Raw genomic sequence first — 23,513 nt, 5'->3', positions numbered from 1 at the left:
AATTTGGTCAATTTAAGATATATCAAGGGTTACAGGGCGCTTGTCGCCCCCCCAGGGTAGAAAACTCAAATAGGCTGATGCAATAAGCGGCGATTAAGGTCAATTTTGGGGATAATTTTTGCTTCATACTATAGCGTTTCCTAGTAAGCGTGAGGTATAGTAACAGCAATGAACAAACCAATTACGAAGATCATTATTGCTTAGACAATAATTTCCAGACCTGTTGAGATTGCCAAGTTTATGGACACCTTCGTATATGTTTGACACCACTGGCAAGATTAGCACTCAGAAAGTATTAGCGTACATTAACGACCCGCATCACGGATGAATCAATTCATCTGTTCGCCTATATCCCCCGACTAAAGTACAGGGGCTTTAGCCATCACACTTGTAAAGCAATCTATATATTAACAAAGATATGTAACGTAATCATCATAAATTTGATGCTTACTTAACGTTTATTAATGATAACCTAAAATTTATCTTAACTATTCGATTCAAGGAATAGTTTTTATGAGATAATTACTACTATGTATCAGGCTGTGGGTAGAATCGTATTTCGGCGATTTCGGTGATTTTTTTAAGTAGTCTATGAGCTTAAGGAGCTTTTGAATGTCTTCAAAGCAATTTACTAAATCCCAGGAAGCTCTTGAAGAAAATAACGATGGCAAAATTTTTACTACCAACTTAGGGTTTACTGCACTCTGCTTCTTAATTGGTTTAGCTGGATTTGGCTATATTCTCGCCACATTGCCTGGAATCGCAGAATCCCCGACAGACCCCTCTAGAACCTGTATAGTCGATGGTTGGAAACTGGGATTAATTATCACCCACGTGCTGGTTTTTGCCATCATCCCTCTGGCGATGAGAATTTTTTACAACAGCTTAAAAAACTTAGGACTGCCATCGAGAAGTATTTTTGCATCCCAACTGGGTCTAGCTTTTGTGATGGTGGCGATCGCTTCAGAAATTGGTTGGCACGTCACCCAATGCTGGTATTATCAAAACGATTTTACGATGCTGAATTTCATGTTTTACTTTTTCTTGATTTCAGCATTTGCGCTGTGGGCGGATGGGTTAGTAGAGAAAACTACTATAATCACCAATTTGATTAATATTGTGTTTGCCATCAGTCTTTTAGTTGTTTCAATTTTGTACCCTTTAGGTTATCAAGCCGGTAACGATAATTTTAAGATTCCTATTTATATTGCACTTACTCTAGTTTTGGGTGTATTGACTTATCGAGGCTATAAGATACTTCAAGATTGGAAAATTATTCTTTTCCCCATTTTCTCCGTTGGAGTCAATTTAACCTTTGTGTTTCTTCTAGATAAGTTTGGAGGGAATCCCTATACTGATCCACAAGTGACTTTTAATGCTTTATTTCATATCCTTCACGATTTAGTAGGAACCGAAGCTGGATTAGTCATCTTTACCTGGCTTGTCTATAGTAAAGGCATTGCTAAAAAAAACTACAAAGCTACCTTAGCGACAGGAAAAAATTAGTAAATACTAATTTTGATATATACCAGTTTTAAATTGGCCAGGGTAATCCTAATCAAAAACAATAGTGACAGTGGCGGGGTGCGGAATGTGGGTGATTAATTTATTTTCAATAATCAGCTAGTAAGCGTTCCCGTAGTGTCGGATATTCCGCATCGCCCTCTAACAAATGGGTATCTCTCGGAGATCCCCTTAGCGGTGTACTTTCAAGTATTCGATCCATAGTCTTAGTCATTTGTCAAAAAAAATTTAGATGGCTTTGCCCTGGGGCTAAAGCCCTGCGTCTCCTTGGCACTAGGGACAAGCAAAGGCTCATACCAGTCTTCTAGGATCTGGTGTGAGCCTTTGTTCACGTTGAGCTGCGAGTGTTTGAATTTTCTGTTTCCTCGTTTGAGACAAGTGTCAAGGAATCTAAACATCACTATCTGGGCATGTTGAGAGTTTCTTGCCCAATCAAATTCTGAATATGCTACAAAGATGGTTACTTAAGCTAGGTCAACCTTAATCGAGAGGATAGTTTTACACCGGTGGGAAATTTCAGTCAGCTGTTAGAACCAATTGCTAACCAATTTAGGATTTTAGGTATTCCTGAGCCAGTGGTGCATTGGGGACACCCATTGATGATGGGAATTGTGGTATTGATTATGGGTAGCTTTGTGGGAATAGCAGGATGGCGTGGCCGAGTAGTATCTGATCCTGAAATAGCACTACAGAGTCGCAGTGATCATCGCAAAATAGCACCCTGGATGTTCATTTTTATCGCAGGTGGCTACACGGGTGGGGTGTTGTCTCTGGTAATGCAGTATCAGCCAATTCTCGAAAGCCCCCACTTTTGGACAGGATCCATCGTAGTGATTTTGCTGGCTGCTAATGGGGTGATTGCCTTGACTGGCTTTGGCGGGAACAAAGCATTGATCCGTAGCGTTCATGCCTACTTAGGAAGTACGGCACTTTGCCTGCTCTTGCTTCATGTCGTTTTGGGCTTAAAGCTAGGTTTATCGATCTGATGAAGCCTGCCAGTGGTACAGTAATAAGTCTTGCTTATATTCTCGGCTTACTTTCTACAGGGATTCTCAACTTACCGACTGGTGAGATTCCCTGGCAAGAGTACAGAGCTTTGGTAACAGGATTCGTTGTCACAGGGATAGTGGCTGCGATCGCATTCCCCAGGTTCTGGCGCACAGGACCAAAACCAAGATTATGGGTAGCAGCAGGACTAATCTCGGCCTTGGCGGTGGTCTATTTTCAATTGCGGGTACCACAACCAGAACTGAATGATATTAGCGAATATGTCCCCTCAAGCAATACTATTGCGCCAGAGCAAGTGTTTAAGGTTGAAGGCAAAGTGGAGAGTATGCCTCGCCTGACCCGAAATCAGCGTACACAACTTTGGTTACAAACTACTCAGTTAACTGAAATTGAAAGTCGCGAAGATGGGGGAGCGATAAGTCAAGGAGTGACAGGCAAGTTGTATGTGACTGTGCCATTACTTCAAGGAACTGGGATATATCCAGGTCAGATAATTAGCGTAACTGGGGTTTTATATAAACCCAAGCCAGTGACTAATCCGGGAGCCTTTGATTTTGGAGCCTATCTTGCTCGTCAAGGGGCTTTTGCTGGTTTGAGTGGGCGTCAAATAAACTTTGATGAGGAAACTATTGGCAAACCCTGGGGATGGTGGAGACTGCGACAACGTATTATCCGTTCCCAAGTTAGCTTTTTAGGCTCTCCCACAGGTCCTTTAATCAGTTCAATGGTTTTAGGACGTCGTGCTGTTGATTTGCCCTACGATATCCGCGATCAATTTATTCAGGCTGGGTTAGCGTATACCTTAGCAGCATCTGGATTCCATGTCTCTTTGCTGTTGGGTTTTGTCTTAGCCCTTACCAGGGGTTTAACCAAAGGAAAGCAGTTCAGTATTAGCTTGAGTGTACTGTTAATTTACGTAGCATTAACTGGACTCCAGCCATCGGTAATGCGGGCGGCTCTGATGGGGCTGGGTGCCCTCATTGCTTTAGTGACGGCACGGAAAGTGAAGCCTTTAGGGTCACTCTTGTTAGCAGCAACACTGTTACTCCTATTTAATCCTTTGTGGATCTCGGATGTGGGATTTCAGCTGAGTTTTCTGGCCACCCTAGGATTACTAGTAACTGCATCAGGGATTATCCAAGGTTTGGATTGGTTGCCACCTGCGATCGCATCCCTAGTTGCTGTGCCAATTGCAGCAGCAGTTTGGACTCTGCCCCTGCAACTTTATGTTTTTCAAGTTGTTGCCACCTACTCTATACCACTTAGTGTTATTGCTACACCCCTAATTTCTATTATCACTTTGGGTGGAATTGTCAGCGCCTTGGCAGGACTAATTTGGCCAACAGCAGGAAGTGGGCTGGCTTGGTTACTGTATTACCCAACCCATGGACTAATGGGACTAGTGCAATTTTTCAATCAGTTGCCAGGCAGTTCTGTAGCGGTGAGCAAGATTTCCCTAGGGCAACTGTTATTTCTATACGGGCTAATTGTTCTAGCTTGCTTGATTCAATGGTTACATCCTCGTTGGTGGCTGATTAGTCTAGTTGCTGTCACTGTGGTGGTATTGCCCCAATGGCAACAAGCGTCAAAATTGTTTCAAGTTACAGTGCTAGCTACAGGAAATGACCAAATTTTAGTGATTCAAAACCAGGGACAAGTAACCTTGGTCAATAGTGGAAACCCTGATACAGTCAGGTTTACAGTGCTGCCTTTTCTGCAAAAGCAAGGTATCAATCATATTAATTGGGCGGTTGCTCTCGACAAGCAGCCCCAACTCAGAAGTGGTTGGGTTCAGGTTCTCGGTAGTTTGCCGATCGAGACATTCTACGATAACACTGATTTACAACCACCATTGTCTCAGGCTCAAAATTGGAACGATATTGTCACCCGTAACTCTATCGCTAGTGCAGTAGCCTCTAGGGAGGCGAACTACCAACCAATTCCAGTGGGTGAAATACTCTCTTTTGGCTCTACATCAATAGAATTAGTCAACACTGAACCACCAGTGTTGCTAATGCGCATCATTGACCAAAATTGGTTACTCCTAGGAGATATCAAACCAGGCGTCCAAAAACAGTTAGCCAAAACCATCAGTTTCCCTGACCTACAAGTACTTTGGTGGTCGGGAAAAAGTCTGAGGCCAGAATTCCTCGATGCCCTGCAGCCAAAAATTGCGATCGCATCATCGAATGTAGTGGATTCCTACACGGCGAAGCTAATGCGCAATGCTAAGATGACCCTCTATTGGACAGGCCGTGATGGTGCTATCCAGTGGACACCGGATGGTGGTTTTAAGACTACTGTTGAAGATATTGAGATAGACATTGATGTTCCTTGATGGTGATTCCATCATTGACCACCCAGCAACAGGCGAGTTTTAAAAGGAAGGCTTGACAAATTCCAGGGTTTTGTGTTCAAATTTCAGATGAAGTCTGGGGTGCGGCTTGATTAGATCATGGAGGGGTGTCCGAGTGGTTTAAGGTGGCAGACTCGAAATCTGTTATGGTGTCAAAGCCATCGGGGGTTCGAATCCCCCCCTCTCCGTACAGGGATTTAACTTAATTTTTGGTCAATCTTACTCAGGCATGTGCTACATACTGGTAGTAGGTAAGATTAGCTAACTGTCATCCCATAAAATGCCATAGAAGAAGTTGGGAAGATCGAAGAAGTTGGGAATATAGGCTTAGAATTAGATTATATTCAGATATTCATTCAAGTTTATCAGCTCGGGATTTAAGCCAAGTGACTTCTGCTGATTATTCTCCAAAATCGACATCAACCGTTGAACTCTCCCCAAGCTACACACTGCCTATAGTGTTGATTATTGCTGCAGTGACAATAGTGCTCATACAACCCTGGGTAAGTTTAGCGATCGCATTGTTTGGGTTGTTCTTGTTGTTTCAGGCCGTAACCATACGCCTGCAATTTACAGAAACCGCCTTGGATATTTATCGCTCCGAGACCCTGATCCGGCGTTTTCCTTATCAGGAATGGCAAAATTGGGAAATCTTCTGGACATCAGTACCGATTTTGTTTTATTTCTCAGAAGTCAAAAGCATTCACTTTCTACCAATTCTCTTTGACCCAAAGCTGCTACGAACTTGCCTAGAAGAACGCATCCCTAAAATCTAACTGACTTACCTCAAAGTATAGAGTAGAGGTTAGGTAGTTAGTGAATAAGTTATTAAGAAATCAGTTTAAATGAATTCCGAAGACCCACAAAACCCAGAACAAGAGCAAGATAAAAACCAAGCAGTTAAGGGATTATATAATTCACAGGAGTCAAATTTGCCAAATCAGGATAGGGCTACTCCTAGGGATAACTCTCAAGCTCCCGACCTTCCTCCCATTTCTCTGACCCTATCAGACCATGACAAAGCTAAAGCAACACAGTCAAGTGAGCCGTTGCAGGAGGAGAAAGTAAGTCAAATTAAACTAGGGCAGTCTTCAGAACAAGCAAAAAAAATGGCTAGCTTAGCTCAAACTGTGGCTGAACTTGAGCAAAAAGAACAGGAGTTGAGACAGAGAATTGCCCATCTGCAAAACCATGAACAGTCACTGGTTTCAAAGGAATTGGGAACCACCCAAGCAGTTGTGGAGCGGATGATACTTGAAGGTCTGACCGAACTGGAGCAACGCAAGCAAAAGTTGCAAATTTCTATTGAGCAATTAGAACGCCGCCGGGAACGCATTCGTGAAGAAATGCGCACCAGTTTTGCGGGTGTATCTCAAGAGCTAGCCATTCGGGTTCAAGGCTTTAAAGATTATTTGGTTGGCTCCTTACAAGACCTAGCTGCTGCTGCTGAACAACTGGAACTCTCCCAGCCGCCAACCGAAACACCACGGCCAGCATTAGAAGACCCCCCACCACCCCCCACCAGAGGCAACCCACAATTTGCCGAACAAGCCTTTAAAGACGAAGTCCGACAGATTCGTCAGCTGTTGGATCAATATCGCAAAATGCCAGATTATTATGGTCCTCCCTGGCAACTGCGTCGTACCTTTGAGCCAATTCACGCTGAAAAAGTGTCTCAGTGGTTTTTTTCCCAAGGTGGTCGTGGTGCGCTGCAAACTATGGGCAGCCGCTTACAAAATGTTTTAATTGCCTCAGCGGTTATATCCGTGTTGCGGACACTATATGACAATCGCCTACGTACTCTTGTCCTTGCCAACACCCCAGAACGACTGGGAGAATGGCGCAGAGGATTACAGGACTGTCTGGGAATCTCCCGCAGTGATTTTGGTCCAGAACGGGGAGTTGTTTTATTTGAAGATCCAATAGCCCTGGTTCAAAAAGCGGAACGACTGATCAAGCGGGATCAGTTAGCCTTAATCATTGTTGACGAAACCGAAGATAAAATCAGTCTCTCATTATTGCAATTTCCCCTATGGTTGGCTTTTGCACCTGATCCTCGGCAGATGTATACCTATGACGATTATTGAATTACTTAGTTTACTGGATTGAATTTTAGCAAAACAGGCGCAAAACTGCTGCCACTCCGGAGGTTCAGCGAACTGAAAAAGCGATGTAGTTGCTCCGACGGGAGTTTTCCCCACTTGCGCTTTACATCAAAACAGTTAGCAATGTTACAGCCAAGCTACCCGTCGCGGTGGTGATCGGGGAATTCTTGCCGGATCTTGTCACAATCTTCAACATGACACCAATGGTACTTAACTTAACTTGGAGTGGGCTACTAGTCATCTCAGCCTATTTATTAGGTTCCCTGCCTACTGGTTACCTAGCAGGACGCTGGCTTAAAGATATTGATATTCGCGAGCATGGCTCTGGATCAACCGGTGCCACCAATATATTGAGAACTGTGGGCAAAGGACCAGCAGTGGTGGTATTACTGATTGATGCCTTGAAAGGAGTAGCGGCTATTAGTCTAGTCAATGGCTTTTATACCCTGACAGAAGTTTCCCTACTGCCTGAAACCTGGCAACCCTGGTTAGTGGCATTAGCTGCGTTTGCTGCTATCTTTGGTCATAGTAAATCCATTTGGCTAAACTTCACCGGAGGTAAATCCGTTGCCACCAGTATAGGTGTTATCTTCACCATGTCTTGGCCTGTAGGGTTAGGAACCTTAGGTGTATTTGCAGTAGTCTTGGCAATTTCTCGTATTGTCTCTCTCAGTTCCATTGCTGGTGCGATCGCTGTTTCCCTACTGATGTACCTTACCAAAGCTCCTCTTGCCTATGAGTTATTTGGTATTGCTGCTGGCATATATGTCATCATCCGTCACCGCAGTAACATCCAACGTCTACTTACAGGTACCGAACCCCAAATCGGGAAACCCCTTTCTCCAGCAGTATCCTTAGAGACTGGAACAGACTAGAACTGTTAAACACAAATCCCTTTCATGGATTGCTTGATTAGAAATCTAATAAAGGAGCGGACTTACGCAGCGGTGCGACCCCGGTCGGGTGTCCCCACAAGCGTGAACGCGCACCAAGAGAACGAAGGGTGAAAGCACAGCAAGAGATATCGTTGTATGCTAGGGGTTGAATTGAGACAAAAATTCTGGTAACAGACTCCAGTAATTCTCATTTTTAAACATTAGATTTGGAACGGGATTAGCCCAAAGTAGTAGCGCTAATCGCAATCGTTTACGTTGGTGATAGGAGATACATGAGGGAAAACTTTACATGATGATGGACTGTATTAAACTGAGCAATATTCGCTGCTACGGCTACATTGGCTACCTACCGGAAGAACAAACCCTAGGACAGTGGTTTGAAGTAGACCTGACCATGTGGCTAGATCTAAGCACTGCCGGAGAAAGTGATGATCTTAGCGATACCATGGATTATCGGCAAACTATTGATACTGTCAAGAATTTGGTTAAAACCTCAAAATGTGCCCTGATCGAAAAATTGGCAATTCAAATTGCTAATGCGATCCTAGAATTCGATAAGGTGGAGCAAGTCCAGGTGCAGTTAAGCAAACCTGGTGCCCCCATTCCGGATTTTGGAGGTAAGATCACCCTGGAAGTGACTAGAAGCCGTCACAATAGGTAGGACGAATAATTCAACATCGTGGGTTTATAGGGGGATCATGACTTTTCGCATACTCAGCTTAGATGGCGGTGGTATTCGGGGCGTTATCGCAGCAGTAATCTTGGCGGAATTGGAGAAAGAGATTAACCAGCCCCTCAACAAGTATTTTGATTTAATTGCAGGTACCTCCACTGGTTCAATCTTGGCTGCCGGGATTGCCACTGGCATCCCCAGTCGGGAGATGATTAGACTTTATGAACAGAAAGGGGAAAGGATTTTCCGCTACACCAGCCGTTTTTCACTAAAGCGGCTTAAGGTTATCCTTCAGTATGGTCTTTCTGCTCCTAAACACTCCAATCAGGGGTTAATTGAGGTGATGAAAGAACAGTTTGGGACGACCAAACTGTCGGATATCTACGATTCACCTCGGCTGTTGATCACAGCCTACGACACCATTAGTCGCATGCCGATTGTCTTTAAAAGCTGGCGTGAAGACAAAGATTATTTTGATGTTCCCTTATGGGAAGCCTGTGTCTGTTCCGCATCTGCCCCCACCTATTTTCCAGCCCATCAGCTCAAGACTCAAAGCAAGACTTACTCGGCAATTGATGGTGGAGTTGGGGCGAATAATCCCTCAAGCTGTGCATTAGCTGAAGCGATCCGCTTAAATCATTCCCTTGAGGAAATTTCTATAATCTCCATTGGCACAGGAGCATCCAACCGCCCCATTCCTTGGGAAAAAGCTAAAGGCTGGGGATTGGGACAATGGGGATGGCAAGGACGATTGATTGAAGTGCTATTTGATGCTCCTTCTGACATTCACCGGTATATTACCAAAGAGTTGATGGGTAGCTTAGAATCCGAGGATGCAACAGTTTCTCGTTACCTGCGTCTACAACCGCAAATCACTAGTGACGCAATGGATGATGCGACTCGGAGCAATATTGCCAAGTTAAAGCGTGTTGCCAAGAATTACGCCTGGCAAAACCAAGGTTTGTTCCAAAACTTCCTGAAAATAAATTGATTAACCTTTGAGCTCTTGTTCGTCGGTTTAGTAATGATAATTCAAGGAACTTGGTTACTTGTTACTGGTTAATTAAACACTAACATTTATGAGATCAAACCGATTAGACGTGATTGAAAACTTGCTCTGATATCCTATACAGTAGCATCAGTATTATACTTCATTAATCGGTAATTACGCGCTTAAGTTATCAATTGGGTACCGAATTCAGAAATGCTATAAAATTGGGCAATGACCATAAAAGCTCGTAAAAAATTTGCTCAACATTGGCTGCGTAGCGAGGAGGCACTCAACCAAATCGTGACAGCCGCTAATTTACAAAAAAGCGATCGCATTCTAGAAATTGGTCCGGGTACTGGCATTCTTACCCAGCGGTTACTGCCTTTTGTTCAGTCTGTAGTGGCGGTAGAAATTGATCGAGACTTGTGCCGATTATTAGTGAAAAAACTAGGTAAGATAGATAATTTATTACTGCTACAAGGGGACTTTCTATCCCTAGAGTTAGATACATTGTTAGCTAACTTTTCCAATTTCCAACAACCCAATAAAGTTGTTGCCAATATCCCATATAATATCACCGGTCCGATTCTGGAAAAGTTGCTAGGTACTATTACTCAGCCAGCTGTGCCAGGGTTGGATTTAATCGTGCTGCTAGTGCAAAAAGAAGTCGCTCAGCGGTTATATGCCAAGCCCAGTTGTAGAGCATTTGGGGCATTATCAGTGCGGGTGCAGTATCTCGCCGAATGTGAATTGATTTGCGATGTACCTGCCTCGGCATTCTCTCCTCCCCCCAAGGTCGATTCCGCTGTCGTACGGTTACATCCGAGCCTAGCTGAACCACCAGCTTCTGACCCCAGATGCTTGGAGACACTATTGAAACTGGGCTTTGGCAGCAAACGAAAAATGTTGCGCAATAATTTAAAATCTGTAATCGAACGCGATCGCATCACCCAATTGCTGGAACAATTAGAAATAAGCCCTCAAGCCCGAGCGGAAGACCTTAGTGTTGCTCAGTGGATAGCCCTAGCTAATCAGATCACCATAAAGAATGCATTCATACTCCCTAAATGCCCCAGCTAAAATCAATCTGTATTTGGAAATCCTCGGTGATGCGGGTGATGGTTATCACGAACTCGCAATGATTCTCCAAAGCATCGAATTAGCTGATCAAATCGACATCCGTGCCATTGGTACACAGGAGATTAAAGTCCACTGTAATCATCCGGAAGTGCCAACGGATGAAAGCAACCTCGCTTATAAAGCAGCTGCCTTGATGTGGGAGGAGTTTCCTGAGTGTTTTGCTAACTTGGGTGGTGTGGAAATTACTATCCACAAGCGAATTCCTGTAGCGGCTGGACTAGCTGGTGGCTCGACGGATGCAGCGGCTGTGTTAGTAGGAATCGATATGTTGTGGCAATTGGGATTAACCCACCCGGAATTAGAACAATTGGCAGCACAGCTTGGATCGGATGTGCCGTTTTGCCTTGCTGGTGGCACCGCTCTAGCTCTGGGGAGAGGTGAGCGATTGTCTGCCCTACCGGGACTAGATTCTCTATATGTCGTGTTGGGTAAATACCGCAGTCTCATGGTTTCTACTGCTTGGGCTTATCAGACTTATCGAAATCAGTTTGGGGAAACCTATATCCGGGAGCCTGAGGACTTAGAATCCCGTGCTAATCGTTTTCATAGTGGTCCAATAGTTAAGGAAATCCTCAATAAGGATGGGGGACAGATTGGTAAACTATTGCGCAATGATTTAGAAAAAGTGGTGTTACCCAATCACCCCCAAGTCTTGGAACTACGGAAAGCCTTTGAGAATAGTGGTGCGATAGGAACCATGATGTCTGGTTCCGGTCCGACGGTATTTGCCCTGTGCGAGTCCCAGGAGCAAGCCCAGGAAATTCAACAGAAAGTAAGCATTGACATTACTGACCCAGATTTGGAGTTTTGGGTAACCAAGTTATCGAGTCAGGGGATTCAGATCATGTCAACACCTTGAGTCAAACGCTATCGGCCAAGCCGTTCGCGTAGCGTGGCCTTCGGCCTCCGCTGCTTAACGCGCTCCAATTCAAAATTATAAATTCAAAATTCAAAAATACTCCAGGAATTAATTCGGGGGTTTGAAACATAGCTTCGCTCCAATTCAAAAATAGGGGCTTGTATCCGGTGTCAACAATTCAAAATTATCAAGCTATTCATTTTGAATTTTGAATTTGGCATTTTGAATTCAAAAATGGTGGTTACTCCTGAGTCTAAGATGACTAACCAGAGTGTCAATGACTATTTAGGGCTGGCTGATTAACTCTCAAAGCATTGACAGATAAAGGTTTTAGCCTTTTTGGGTCCAAAAAAGTGCCAGCAAATCGATCGAAAAAGCTCAATAACTTAGGCTTTTGGGCAGACAAGAGCAGAAAAATCAAGGGGCAAGTCTTCCGACTACCTCCTATATAATTCCCATTTCTCCTAACTCCTGACTCCTAACTCCTGACTCCTACCAATACCAAAAGACTTTTTCAGCAAACCCTATATAGGTTTTTGCCTCTAATAAGTTATCAAGATTGATCTCCTGGTTACCTAGATCAACCTCAATAAAACCAATACCATGTTTTTTGGGTTGACAGACAACCTTTATGGGGCTAAACAATTTCTTTACCAATCTCCCTCCTAAAATTGGTACGCTATCAACTATTTGTTGACATGCTTTTTTCAGTCTGCGAGCACCTCGTCCGTAATCGTCCCATAATAAGGACTCATACCAAATCCTTTTCCCATACCCCCCTTATCGGCATAGCCCTACATTACTGACATACAAAGATTTAGTCGATATTCATAAAGGGGTTTTGACAAGCGGATTTGGTATCAAACTTACGATTGTGTTATCAAACTTTGAAAGCCGACACTCACCATCTACAGTACCATTCGTTATTAATTCTAGGTTTTTCAGAATAGCTTTTAGGCAGGAATGAGATATATTGGGGATGGTGCAACAGTAAAAGTGCTACGTACAGGCTTAGCAACACAGTTATCAGGTAGGGCTAGTTTTACGTTAGTGAGAATCCTAGCCAGGATTAATTTCATTTCAAACAAAGACAACGCATATCCAATGCACCGACGGCTTCCGCCACCAAAAGCCACAAATTCATAAGCAGAAAACTGTCGCTCCAAAAAACGCTCTGGTCTAAAATGATTCGGTTCTGGATATAAATCTTCTTGCCTGTGAGTCAAATATATACAAGGCAAAATGAATGTACCTGGTTCAAATTGGTAGCCCATAATTTCTACAGGCTTTTGGGCAACACGATGTGCTGCCAAAATAGTGGGGGGGTATATACGTAGGGTCTCGTGACAGACTGCATTCAAATATGGAAGCTTAGTAATCGCACTTGAATCTGGATTATCGCCAAGAGTATCTAATTCAACCATCAGCTTCTCATACACCTCTGGTAAGTGGTGAATCCAGTACAAAGCCCAGGTTATACTGATAGAAGTAGTTTCATGACCTCCTATTAACAATATCATTAAATTGTCACGCATTTCCTCATCTTTCATCGGCTCGCCTTGCTCGTCGCGAGCACTTATCATTAAGCTAAGGATATCTTCACCTAACAAGGCTGGGTTATCGCGACGTCGCTTAATTTCACCATAAATTATTTCATCAACCTGCTGGCGAAGGCGTACAAAACGCCCCCATAAACTCCAAGGCCCCCAATCCTGTTGTAGGGTATGGAAGTACAAAACGATAGAGGTCAAAGGACTACTCATCGAATTCAGCAGTGAAATCAACGTTTGCTTAAGCTGTTGGAAGCGAGCTTCCTCATTTACCCCAAAAATAGCACGGATAATAAATTCCAGTGAGATATCTTGCATCGAACCCTGGACGTGAAACTGTTCTCCTTTTTTCCACTGCGTCATTTGTTGCTTAGTAATATCATAAATTAACTGGCTATAAGCTCGCATCCGCTCGCCATGAAAAGCGGGGATTAACATCTGTTTTATACGTCTGTGAGGATTGCCATCTAATGCAGGTAGTGCAGTTTTACCTGAAAAAGTGTCTGGTAACTCTTTCATAGCTTCCCCTGTATTAAATGTTTGTAGGCTGGCTGTAAATAGCTCCTTCATGCCTTGGGGATGACTGACAACCACCGTTGGAGGATAGTTCAAAAAACCTATTGTAAAGATACCTCCATAGCGTTTAGCACAATCCTCTAAGTAATTGAGAGGATTAACTATGAGATTAATAGACTGTAGCAAGGCTGGGGTTTTTGGGCCATCAGGAAATTTCATCAGTTTTCTCCTATTTTTGTATTTATGGACGGGTTTATAACTTAAGCCGGGATAAATTTAACGGTGTTGTGGAGTGCTGATTGCCCCACAACACCGCCTTAAAAATAAGCCTACGGACGACCCATAGGGTTAGCTGTTTGTGCTTTTTCTAAGGAGGATTTTAACTTTTCGGCTAGAGCACCAATGTATGGCTCTGTCATAATTGTCAGATGGTCTCCTGGAACAGGATGAAGTTCTACTTCTCCAGCAGAAAACTCACTCCATCCCCACATTGGATCGTTTTTTCTACTGTCGTAAAGGAGCCTATAAATATCCACGCTAGGAGCAAGTTCTATCGGCACTTCGTCACTAGCTCGAAAGAGAGTAATCTGAGTTGGATAAACCTCCTGTGGAACGTAGCAAGCATTTTGACTTGCTCTAGCCACTTGAATAAGACCGCGAATTTGCTTAATTCCAGTTTCAGGAGGGAAAATATTGACCATTTGAAATCGCTCGTTAACATAATTTAATTGCTCCTCAAAAGTCAGCTGTTGGAGAAACTCGTATGATACATCAATGTTTTTTCCAAACATACGGCCAAATATGCTAGCAATGCTGGTCAACATTTTTGCGCTATCCCAATCTGTATCTAGCTTATGGCTGCCAGGCTTTGGTCGCTCCGTATCTGGTGCATGCATATCTAGAATAGCTAATAGAGCCACCTCATTTCCGTGCTTTTGTAATTGCTGGGCGACTTCAAAAGCCACTAATCCACCAAAGGAATGCCCCCCTAAAAAGTATGGACCTTCCGGTTGAATGGACTTTATTAATCCAATGTAGTGGGCCGCCATATCCTCGACTCGCGTAAAAGGTTCTGATTCTCCATCAAGACCAACAGCTTGCAAAGCATAGAACGGTTGCTCTTGACCTAAATAGCGCGACAAATGATAAAAGTACAGAACATTACCCCCTCCTCCGGCTATGCAGAAGAAGGGAGGCTGATAACCAGAAGTTTGAATAGGTACTAGCGGAGACCAAGAAATATGGTCCGATTCCTCCCGGAGAACTGTTGCTAGTTTCTCAATCGTCTGACCTTGAAATAAAGTTGCTAAAGATAAATTTCTTTGAAACTGCTCTTCAATTTGAGCCATCAAGCGAATGGCAACAATAGAATCGCCCCCAAGGTCGAAAAAGTTACTTTGGACTCCCACTGGGAAAACATTAAGAACCTCTGACCAAATTTGGGTGAGCTTTAGTTCTACAAGATCCCGAGGAGCCACAAAGGTTTCTTCCTCCAGATCGTGGAGATTATCAGGCACAGGGAGAGCCCGACGGTCAATCTTACCATTCGCAGATAACGGTAGAGCATCGAGTAACATCAACTTGCTTGGGAGCATATAGTCGGGCAAGTGCAATTGTAGATGCTTGCGCAACTGAGAAATCGGATCGGCATCACCAGAGGATTTTGCAGGAGAGACTGAAGAGGTTAGCCACTGTTGAGCTTGGGCTGGCTCGATTTTTCCACCTACAAAGCTATACAGTAACATTTGATGGGAGTCTAGCTTAAACAAATCGCCGATCTGTTGGAAATCTAAATTCCCGATCGGACACAAACCAATACCAAACTCAGGAGCCTTAGTCATCAACAACTGCCCAATATGCCCAGCCTCCAGCAAGCAAAATCTTTCTGCTAATTCCCCATACATGGGAGCGATCGCATCAAGTTTGGCAATCAAAAACAATGAAAAAGCAGCTTGTTCAAAAATTGGCTGATTCCCTCCGTAAATCTTATCTCCTTCAGCATTAATTAGTGTACTGAGAAAAACTAAGCGATGTTGTCGAGGACAATAATAATAAATCCCTTCTTCAACTCCAGTTAAACCTTCGGATTTTATCATCAGATAAGTCTGGACTGGATAAAGATTTCCTGCTGAAGGATAAAGATATTTCGGCAGCGGTTTATTTGCTAAACTTAACTGACGCAAGCAGCTTAAAAACTGGCTAAACTCTGGCAACTCCAATGGTTGCTGTTGAAACTGTCGATAACTTTGTCGCTGGAAATAAGCTTGGGTTAGGGCTTCCTCATCAATATCCAAAGGCAAATCTATACCCTTATTCGTTGACTCCAGGTTCCTTAGACCAGGTTGCTTGAGCTTAAACTCAATTCGTTCAACTGGGTCAGTGATTATCCCCTCTTTTTCACTAGGATAATAAGCTTCTGGCAACTTTGCTTGCGTTTCTGAGGGCACAATATAAGCTACAATTTTATTCCTGTCTCTTGAGTCAGCTATCGCATTCACCACAGCTTTATTCACTAAGGAATTCCGCATTAGTGTTGCTTCAATTTCTCCCAACTCAATTCGATAACCATTAATTTTTACCTGAAAATCTTCCCGGCCAAGGAACTCAATATTTCCATCGGGTAGATAGCGTCCTAAATCTCCCGTTTTGTATAATCGCTCCTGGGTCAGAGGATGAAGAACAAAGTGCTTGGCTGTTTTTTCGTCATCTTTCCAGTAGCCTTGTGCCAATCCCAGCCCACCTATATAAATCTGTCCTGGAACCCACACCGGAGCAGGTTCCATCCATTGATTCAGGACATGCATGGTTTGATTACCAAGGGGTTTCCCGTAAGGAATACTCCGCCAGTTAGGGTCAACTTCTCCTATCGGATAATAAATCGACCAAATTGAAGCTTCTGTTGCTCCACCTAAGCTCACTACTTCTATACCTGTCCAGATAGCTTTGATTTGCTGCGGCAAGTTCAACGGTATCCAGTCACCCGATAACAAAGCAAGTCGTAGTGGATGATGCTGTTGTGTCGATTGGGCTGAAGTGTACTCTACTAACATCTGCATCAGTGCTGGCACTGAGTTCCAAACCGTGACATGGTGCCCATTGATTAACGAGAGCCAATGTGCGGGGTCTTTAGCTTTTGCTGCAGTTGGTATAACAATTGTCCCTCCTGCTGCTAAGGTTCCAAAAATGTCATACACGGACAGGTCGAAATTTAAAGCAGAAACTGCGAGAACTCGGTCATCAGCCGTAACACCAAAGCGCTGATTAATGTCGATAATTGTATTAACCGCTCCTTGATGGTCAATCATCACACCCTTAGGGATGCCCGTCGAACCAGAGGTATAGATGATATAAGCTAAATCCCCAGGCTGGTGCAATCTTTCTAAGGTTCTCTGGACTCCTATGTGAGGGTTATACTCAACATATACACACTCAATTTCTTCTGGCCACGAAAGACTTTGGTACAGTGCCTCTTGAGTGACAACCAACTGGATTTGTGCTTGTGTTAAAAGCGACCACTGACGTTGTTGTGGCAACCCTGGATCGATCGGTACATAGGTGCAACCAGCCATCAATACTCCCAGCACGGCAACAATCTGTTCCCATCCCTTGTTCATAACTACAGCGATGTGAGTGCCTGTAGTTGCTCCTAGTGACCGCAACTGGTGTCCTAGCTTGACAGCATGTTGGTATAACTGTTCGTAAGTTAGGCATAATTCTGGTGCGATCGCAGCAAGTGATGCTCCTCTTTGTTTCACCTGTTGCACAAACAAACCATCCAATGTCTGCTCAGAAGTTACGGTCTTAAGTTGATTAACCTGGTTTAGTTGTTGTATAATCTCTAGCTGCTGTGGTGGAAGCAGAGTCGGATATTTTTCCATCCAGATTTTCTCATCAGTAGCTAATTGCTGAAGATAATTGCAATAGCTACTGAACATATCGTCTAGCAGGTTAGCAGGGAATAGTTCTTCGATAGCATCCCAGTTGAATAATAAAGCTCCTTCTTCTTCTGTGACTTGATGGTCAAGCCAAACTTGTGGAGTTTGAGTAATGGAATAGACCATTTCCCCCAACTGGTTGACCAACCAATCTTGTTGAGCCATGTCACTGAAGCCTAGAGTGCTAGTAAACACAACTCCCATAGCTTGATAAGTGCCTCGTTGACGTCGTAGCTCTCGCTGCACTTCCACACCACTGACATAGCGATGGTCTAAATCCTCCCACAATCTTGCCTGTAGGCGTTGGGCACGCTCAACAAACGTGGCTACTATAGAGTTGTCAACTTCTAGCAGTGTCAGGGATGTGAAATCACCAACAATCTGGTTGACTTGAGGATGTAAAGGTAGACGATTAAAGAGTGTGAGATTGATGGTAAAATTAGGACTTTTACTCCAATAAGCTAAGACATCGCTAAAGGCTGCTAGTAAGATTCCAGAACCCGTCAAATTAATTGCACGAGCTTTGCTTTTCAATTTTTGCCACTGTTGAGCAGTAAGCTTTGCACTAAATCGTTTGAACTGAGGCTGTTTAAGAGCCGCTGGCTGTTGTACAAAGGGGAGTTCTGGTGCTGAAGGAAGTGTGGCAATTCGATCCCACCAATATTTTTGAGACTGTTGGTAATGCGGTGTGTCTTTAAGCTGGATTTCTGCAAGTATATAATCGCGAAATGAAATCTCTACCTTAGGAAGCTCTGTCTGTGGGTTATAGTACATTTCCAACCATTGTTGCCCCAGAATCATTAGACTCCAGGCGTCTGCAATTAAGGCATCAAAACTTAAGTGCAAACGATAACAATTTGTATCTACCTGAGTTGCACAAAACTTAAATAAAGGCCATGATTCGGCAGCAAAAATTTCGTGAGACATCTGCTGCCGAATGGTTTCTAAATGAGCATTAACGCTATTTTTTGAATGCCGACGTAAATCGAACACTTCAATCTGGTAATCCGGAACGTGACGTAAGATTTGCTGCTGTCCATCAGGCCGTACTACCACTCTCAGCATCTCATGGTGCTTGATAATTTTTTGCCAAGATTGGCTGAGATTTTCTATGTCTATATTTGGACAATCAAGCTCGACGTAAATATGACTAGATATATTTCCGAGTTCAAAAGTATCATTTCGTCCCACCCAATAAGCTTGTTGTATTTCTGTCAGTGGGAAGGGTTGGTGAAGCTCAGATGGTGCAGCAATAGCTGTTGGCAGGTCTAAATTTGAGGCTTTGAGCTGGGATGGTTCTTCTTGAATTAATTGACTTATAATTCGATCGAGTTGGGCTACAGTCGGAGATTCAAATAATCTCCGAAGAGGTAATTCCACTGCAAAGACTTGCCGTAGACGGGTAATCAATTGGGTTGCAATCAGAGAGTGGCCACCTAGTTCAAAAAAGTTATCATTTAATCCGACTGCTGGGACTTTCAGCACTGCTGCGAAGATGTCGGAGATAGTTTTCTCGGTGACAGTCCGAGGGGGAACATATTCTTTTGAGTAAATTAGTTGTGCTTCTACTGCTGGGAGTGCTTTAAGGTCTATTTTGCCGTTAGGTGTTAACGGTAGGGTGTCTAAAGTCACAAATGCAGAAGGCACCATGTATTCTGGCAGCTTCTGTCTGAGAAATTCGCGCAGTTGATTAGTACTGAGTGATTCATTTGAGGCCACAATATAGGCAACTAGGAGTTTATTCCCTGGAGTGTCTTCTGTCGCAATAACTACAGATTGTTGGACTTGAGGATAGGTATTGAGAATAGATTCAATTTCTCCGAGTTCAATGCGAAAACCTCGCACTTTGACCTGGTTATCGATCCGACCTAAAAATTCGATGTTACCATCACTCAAGTAACGGGCAAGGTCACCTGTTTTGTAAAGGCGTGCTGATTTGGAATTGGAGAAGGGGTTTGGGATAAATTTTTCTTGGGTAAGCTCGGGGCGGTTGTAGTAGGCAATGGCAAGGCCATCTCCCCCAATATGGAGTTCACCAGGAACACCAATGGAAACAGGGTTGAGATGGCGATCAAGAATATAAATTTGAGTATTGGCCACTGGTTTTCCAATTGGCACTGTTGTCGATCCTGTAGACAGATAGTTAATCTCATACCAAGAGGAAAATGTAGTACTTTCTGTAGGACCATACACATGAAGTAAGTGCTGAGGTGCGCTGTGTTCTAATACCTGCTGCACTGATTTAGGGTCAACTGCTTCTCCACCAAATAACAGATACTTGACGTCACTAAAGGCAGCTGGTGACAAACTAGCCAACTGGTTAAACAAGGCGGTCGTCAAAAATAGCGTACTAATTTGGTGCTGCTTGAGAGTGTTCGCAAAGTCATGAGGATCGAGGGCTACTGATTTGGGGATGATAACAAACCTAGCTCCCTGGAGGAGGGCTCCCCAAAGTTCAAAGGTGGCAGCATCAAAAGAGATGTTGGAGACTTGAGCTACACAGTCTGTAGGCTGTAAATTTACATAATTTGTGTTGCATACTAGACGAACAACCCCTTGGTGAGGAACCATTACTCCTTTTGGTTGACCAGTGGAGCCTGAGGTATAGATCGTATAAGCCTGTGACTGAGCTGTAGTATGACAAGCTGGGTTGGCTAATGGCTGTTGAGCAATCAGATTCCAGTCTGTATCTAAATCAATGAGTAATGCATCTAGTTGGGGAAGCTTTGAGCGCAACTGCTGCTGAGTTAACAACACAAAGAGTTGAGAATCTTGGATCATATAATCCAAACGCGCCTGAGGATAGGTCGGATCGAGTGGGACATAAGCTCCTCCAGCTTTAAGAATCGCCAGTAAACCGACAATCATCTCGAGGGAACGTTCCACACAAATCCCCACTAGCACCTCTGGTTTAACTCCCATACTTTGCAGATAATGTGCTAGTTGATTGGCTCTTTGATTTAATTGGTGATAAGTTAGTTGTTCCTGCCCAAACACTACTGCCACTGCATCTGGGGTTTTCTCCACCTGCTGTTCAAACAATTGATGGATACATTTATCTGTTGGATATTCCCTGGCAGTATCATTCCATTCAATTAACAATTGATGGCGTTCTGCTTCACTCAGTAAGGGAACTTCGTCAACTGTAAGTTGAGGATTCGCTACGATCTCTGACAACAAGTTCTCGAAATGATTAGCCATACGTTTGATGGTTGAATCATCAAACAAGTCTGTGTTGTACCCCCACGAGGCTACCAATCCTTCTTGAGTTTGAGTCATTGATAGAGTGAGATCGAACTTAGCAATAGTATATTCGTATTCTAGTTCGCTTATAGTTATCCCTGGTAATGTTAACTCGCCCATGGGAGCATTTTGCAAGACAAACATCACCTGAAATAAGGGTGAATAACTTAAAGAACGTTGTGGTTGTAAGGCTTCCACCACTTGTTCAAAAGGAATATCCTGATATTCATAAGCCTTCAGCGTAGTTGTTTTAACTTGTTCGAGCAGAGTCTCAAAACTAGGGTCGTCTTCAAAACGAGTTCTCAACACTAAGGTATTCGCGAAGAAACCAATTAAAGATTCAATTTCAAGGTAATTTCGATTGGCAATAATTGAGCCAACTAAAATATCTGATTGACCGCTGTAACGATATAGTAACGTTGCAAACGCTGCCTGCAAGGTCATAAATAACGTAGTTCCCGACTGGCGAGAAAGAATTTGCAGCTTGTCAGTTAAATCAGTATTTATACAAAAACGTTGGGTTTTACCTTGGTAAGTCTGTACAGAAGGACGTGGGCGATCGGTGGGTAAGTCAAGTAGTTCTGGCGCCCCATTTAACGCCTGTTTCCAGTAATCAATATAAGCTTCTCGTACCTGACCATTTATCCATTCTCTTTGCCACACTGAAAAGTCAGCATACTGAATTTCTAATTCTGACAAGGGAGATGGTTCGCCCCCATTAAAAGCTTGGTACAAGCTTGATAGTTCTTCGATCAATACTCCTATTGACCATAAGTCGGAGATAATGTGATGCATCGTTAACAATAATGCATACTCTTTCTCCTCTAAGCACAGTAAACTACATCTAATTAGGGGGGCACTCTCTAAATTAAACGGCGCGATCGCTTCTTGTTGTACATATTGGTATAAAGCAGATTCTCTTTCTTTTGCCTCTAGTTGCTGTAGATCGACTAAGTTTATTTTGATAGTGGTTTCTGGTTCAATAACTTGCCAAGGTCTACCGTCAACAGTCCTAAAACTGGTCTGTAATATCTCGTGACGATGCACTATTTCTGATAAGGCTTGCTCAAAAGCTTTGAGATTTAAATCCCCACTAATCCGAACTGCTCCTGGTATATTATAAGTTGGGCTTGTTCCCTCTAATTGAGCCAGGAACCACAGCCTCTCTTGAGACCAAGAAAGAGGTAATTCTCCCTTCTTATTTCTTGGTTTGATTGGAGGCGGAGTGAATTGACCTCCATCTCTTCTTAACTGTATTATTTTTCCATCTAATTGCTTTACAGTGGGTGATTCAAAGATCGCCCGGAGAGGAATTTCTATTTCAAAGCTTTGTCTAAGTCGGGAGATTAACTGGGTTGCTAATAGGGAATGTCCTCCCAATTCAAAGAAGTTATCGTATATTCCTACATTTACTCGTCCAAGAACTGAAGCGAAAACATTAGCTATTATTTCTTGATTTGGCGTGCTTGGTGCTACGTATTGCTCTTCTAGACTCAAGTCAACATTAACGGCTAGTAAGGCTTTGCGGTCTATTTTACCGTTGGGAGTTAACGGTAAAGTCTCTAAAGTCATAAAAGCAGAAGGTACCATGTATTCTGGTAGCTTTTGTTTCAGAAACTCACGCAGTTGGTTAGTCTTTATTAATTCATCTTCACTAACGATATAGGCTATCAAGCGTTTATTCCCAAGTGGATCTTCCTGTGCAATCACTACACTTTCTTGAATTTGGGAGTGGCTATTAAGAATGGATTCGATTTCCCCAAGTTCTATGCGGAATCCCCTTACTTTCACTTGATTATCTATGCGACCGAGAAATTCAATGTTCCCATCAAGCAAATATCGAGCTAAATCCCCTGTTTTGTAAAGCCTTTCCGATTGAGAATTAGAGAAGGGATTGGGGATAAATTTTTCTGAAGTTAATTCTGGACGATTAAAATATCCTCTGGCTAGACCGTCACCTCCAATATACAATTCTCCAGCTATACCAACAGGGACTGGCTGGAGATGTGAGTCTAGAATATAAATTTGGGTATTCGCTATTGGTTGACCGATAGACAAAGGAACATATCCATTTATAGCCGCTGTAGTGCTAGCGGGTACCTGGTAAATTGCAGACCAGATAGTTGTCTCTGTTGGACCATAAAGATTCCATAATTCGCTACTAGTTGCTAGAATTCGATCTGCTAGTTGAGCTGTTAATGCTTCACCACCACATAACACTTTTATGGGATAATCGGAAGACCAACCAGCAGTTAATAGCATTTGCCAAGTAGCTGGTGTTGCCTGCATAACAGTAATCTTCGACTTGAATAATTCAGATAATAGACTATCTGCATTAGTGCTAATTTCACGAGAAGCGACAACAACTTTTGCTCCTACTGTTAAAGGCAGATATATCTCAAGGGCTGCAATATCAAAAGAAATAGTAGTAACTGCACAGAAAGTATCTTCCTGGCCTAAGCCTGGAAAATTACTCATAGAATTCAAAAAATTAACAACATTCTTATGGCAAACTTCAACTCCCTTGGGAACACCTGTAGAACCAGAGGTGTAGATAACATAAGCCAAATTGTCTGAACCTACCCCAAGCTCAAGATTGTCCTGAGAAAGTTGCTCAATTGCCCCCCAATCTGTATCTAAATTGACCACCTGTGCTTGGGTTGCTGGCAAAGATTCGACCAAAGACTCTTGAGTCAACAACACCTCAACACCCGAAT

12 protein-coding genes, 1 tRNA gene and 1 pseudogene (1 of these 14 only partly in view) are annotated in these 23,513 nt (G+C 43.2%); 12 read left to right on the top strand and 2 right to left on the bottom strand.

The window, feature by feature from the left end:
* Window positions 1–211 precede the first annotated feature (211 nt).
* From BJP37_RS09655 to ispE, 12 genes and pseudogenes are all read left to right on the top strand, one after another.
* Window positions 212–328 (top strand): annotated as a pseudogene (locus BJP37_RS09655) (IS200/IS605 family transposase); the annotation flags it as partial.
* 284 nt (window positions 329–612) lie between these two features.
* Window positions 613–1,506 carry a hypothetical protein gene (locus BJP37_RS09650; protein ID WP_075898338.1) on the top strand — a complete coding sequence of 298 codons (894 nt, stop codon included), beginning with the start codon at window positions 613–615 and terminating at the stop codon, window positions 1,504–1,506.
* 524 nt (window positions 1,507–2,030) lie between these two features.
* Window positions 2,031–2,510 (top strand): DUF4079 domain-containing protein, encoded by a 480-nt coding sequence (locus BJP37_RS09640; protein WP_075898334.1) that lies wholly within the window; start codon window positions 2,031–2,033, stop codon window positions 2,508–2,510.
* Complete coding sequence (locus BJP37_RS09635; protein ID WP_075898332.1) at window positions 2,510–4,870, top strand: ComEC/Rec2 family competence protein; 2,361 nt, start codon at window positions 2,510–2,512, stop codon at window positions 4,868–4,870. Before BJP37_RS09640 ends, BJP37_RS09635 begins: the two co-directional genes overlap by 1 nt.
* 119 nt (window positions 4,871–4,989) lie before the next feature.
* Window positions 4,990–5,076: transfer RNA gene (locus tag BJP37_RS09630), tRNA-Ser, on the top strand.
* Between the two features lie 198 nt (window positions 5,077–5,274).
* Complete coding sequence (locus BJP37_RS09625) at window positions 5,275–5,664, top strand: DUF3119 family protein (protein ID WP_075898330.1); 390 nt, start codon at window positions 5,275–5,277, stop codon at window positions 5,662–5,664.
* Between the two features lie 69 nt (window positions 5,665–5,733).
* On the top strand, window positions 5,734–6,975 hold the full coding sequence (locus BJP37_RS09620; protein ID WP_075898328.1) for a DUF3086 domain-containing protein: 1,242 nt from the start codon (window positions 5,734–5,736) through the stop codon (window positions 6,973–6,975).
* Between the two features lie 221 nt (window positions 6,976–7,196).
* Window positions 7,197–7,868 (top strand): glycerol-3-phosphate 1-O-acyltransferase PlsY, encoded by a 672-nt coding sequence (gene plsY, locus BJP37_RS09615; RefSeq protein ID WP_075905937.1) that lies wholly within the window; start codon window positions 7,197–7,199, stop codon window positions 7,866–7,868.
* Between the two features lie 316 nt (window positions 7,869–8,184).
* Window positions 8,185–8,550, top strand: a complete 366-nt coding sequence (gene folB / locus BJP37_RS09610; protein WP_075905935.1) for a dihydroneopterin aldolase — start codon at window positions 8,185–8,187, stop codon at window positions 8,548–8,550.
* A 37-nt stretch (window positions 8,551–8,587) separates the two neighbouring features.
* Entirely contained in the window at window positions 8,588–9,553 is a 966-nt protein-coding gene (locus BJP37_RS09605; protein WP_075898326.1) for a CBASS cGAMP-activated phospholipase, read from the top strand.
* A 231-nt stretch (window positions 9,554–9,784) separates the two neighbouring features.
* On the top strand, window positions 9,785–10,633 hold the full coding sequence (rsmA, locus tag BJP37_RS09600) for a 16S rRNA (adenine(1518)-N(6)/adenine(1519)-N(6))-dimethyltransferase RsmA (protein WP_075898324.1): 849 nt from the start codon (window positions 9,785–9,787) through the stop codon (window positions 10,631–10,633).
* Window positions 10,602–11,552 carry a 4-(cytidine 5'-diphospho)-2-C-methyl-D-erythritol kinase gene (ispE, locus tag BJP37_RS09595; protein ID WP_075898322.1) on the top strand — a complete coding sequence of 317 codons (951 nt, stop codon included), beginning with the start codon at window positions 10,602–10,604 and terminating at the stop codon, window positions 11,550–11,552. Before rsmA ends, ispE begins: the two co-directional genes overlap by 32 nt.
* Before the next feature lie 953 nt (window positions 11,553–12,505).
* On the opposite strand, the gene BJP37_RS09590 is transcribed toward ispE, so the two are convergent.
* Entirely contained in the window at window positions 12,506–13,837 is a 1,332-nt protein-coding gene (locus tag BJP37_RS09590) for a cytochrome P450 (protein WP_075898320.1), read from the bottom strand.
* Between the two features lie 110 nt (window positions 13,838–13,947).
* Window positions 13,948–23,513, bottom strand: the 3' portion of a protein-coding gene (locus BJP37_RS09585; protein WP_075898318.1) for a non-ribosomal peptide synthetase. Its footprint extends 1,894 nt past the window's final position; the window shows 9,566 of its 11,460 coding nt (coding positions 1,895–11,460); the start codon falls outside the window, past its right edge — the gene reads right to left on this strand; it ends in the stop codon at window positions 13,948–13,950.

The sequence above is a fragment of the Moorena bouillonii PNG genome (assembly GCF_001942495.1).
Taxonomy (GTDB): Bacteria; Cyanobacteriota; Cyanobacteriia; order Cyanobacteriales; family Coleofasciculaceae; genus Moorena; species Moorena bouillonii.
Note: the sequence above shows the minus strand (reverse complement) of the source record. Positions and strands in the feature narration are given on the sequence as shown.

Excerpts from the sequence above, each read along its gene's own strand:
- BJP37_RS09650 (WP_075898338.1), top strand. The coding sequence starts at position 613 with ATGTCTTCAAAGCAATTTACTAAATCCCAGGAAGCTCTTGAAGAAAAT.
- BJP37_RS09635 (WP_075898332.1), top strand. The coding sequence starts at position 2,510 with ATGAAGCCTGCCAGTGGTACAGTAATAAGTCTTGCTTATATTCTCGGC.
- BJP37_RS09620 (WP_075898328.1), top strand. The coding sequence starts at position 5,734 with ATGAATTCCGAAGACCCACAAAACCCAGAACAAGAGCAAGATAAAAAC.
- plsY (WP_075905937.1), top strand. The coding sequence starts at position 7,197 with ATGGTACTTAACTTAACTTGGAGTGGGCTACTAGTCATCTCAGCCTAT.
- folB (WP_075905935.1), top strand. The coding sequence starts at position 8,185 with ATGGACTGTATTAAACTGAGCAATATTCGCTGCTACGGCTACATTGGC.
- BJP37_RS09605 (WP_075898326.1), top strand. The coding sequence starts at position 8,588 with ATGACTTTTCGCATACTCAGCTTAGATGGCGGTGGTATTCGGGGCGTT.
- rsmA (WP_075898324.1), top strand. The coding sequence starts at position 9,785 with ATGACCATAAAAGCTCGTAAAAAATTTGCTCAACATTGGCTGCGTAGC.
- ispE (WP_075898322.1), top strand. The coding sequence starts at position 10,602 with ATGCATTCATACTCCCTAAATGCCCCAGCTAAAATCAATCTGTATTTG.
- BJP37_RS09590 (WP_075898320.1), bottom strand. The coding sequence starts at position 13,837 with ATGAAATTTCCTGATGGCCCAAAAACCCCAGCCTTGCTACAGTCTATT.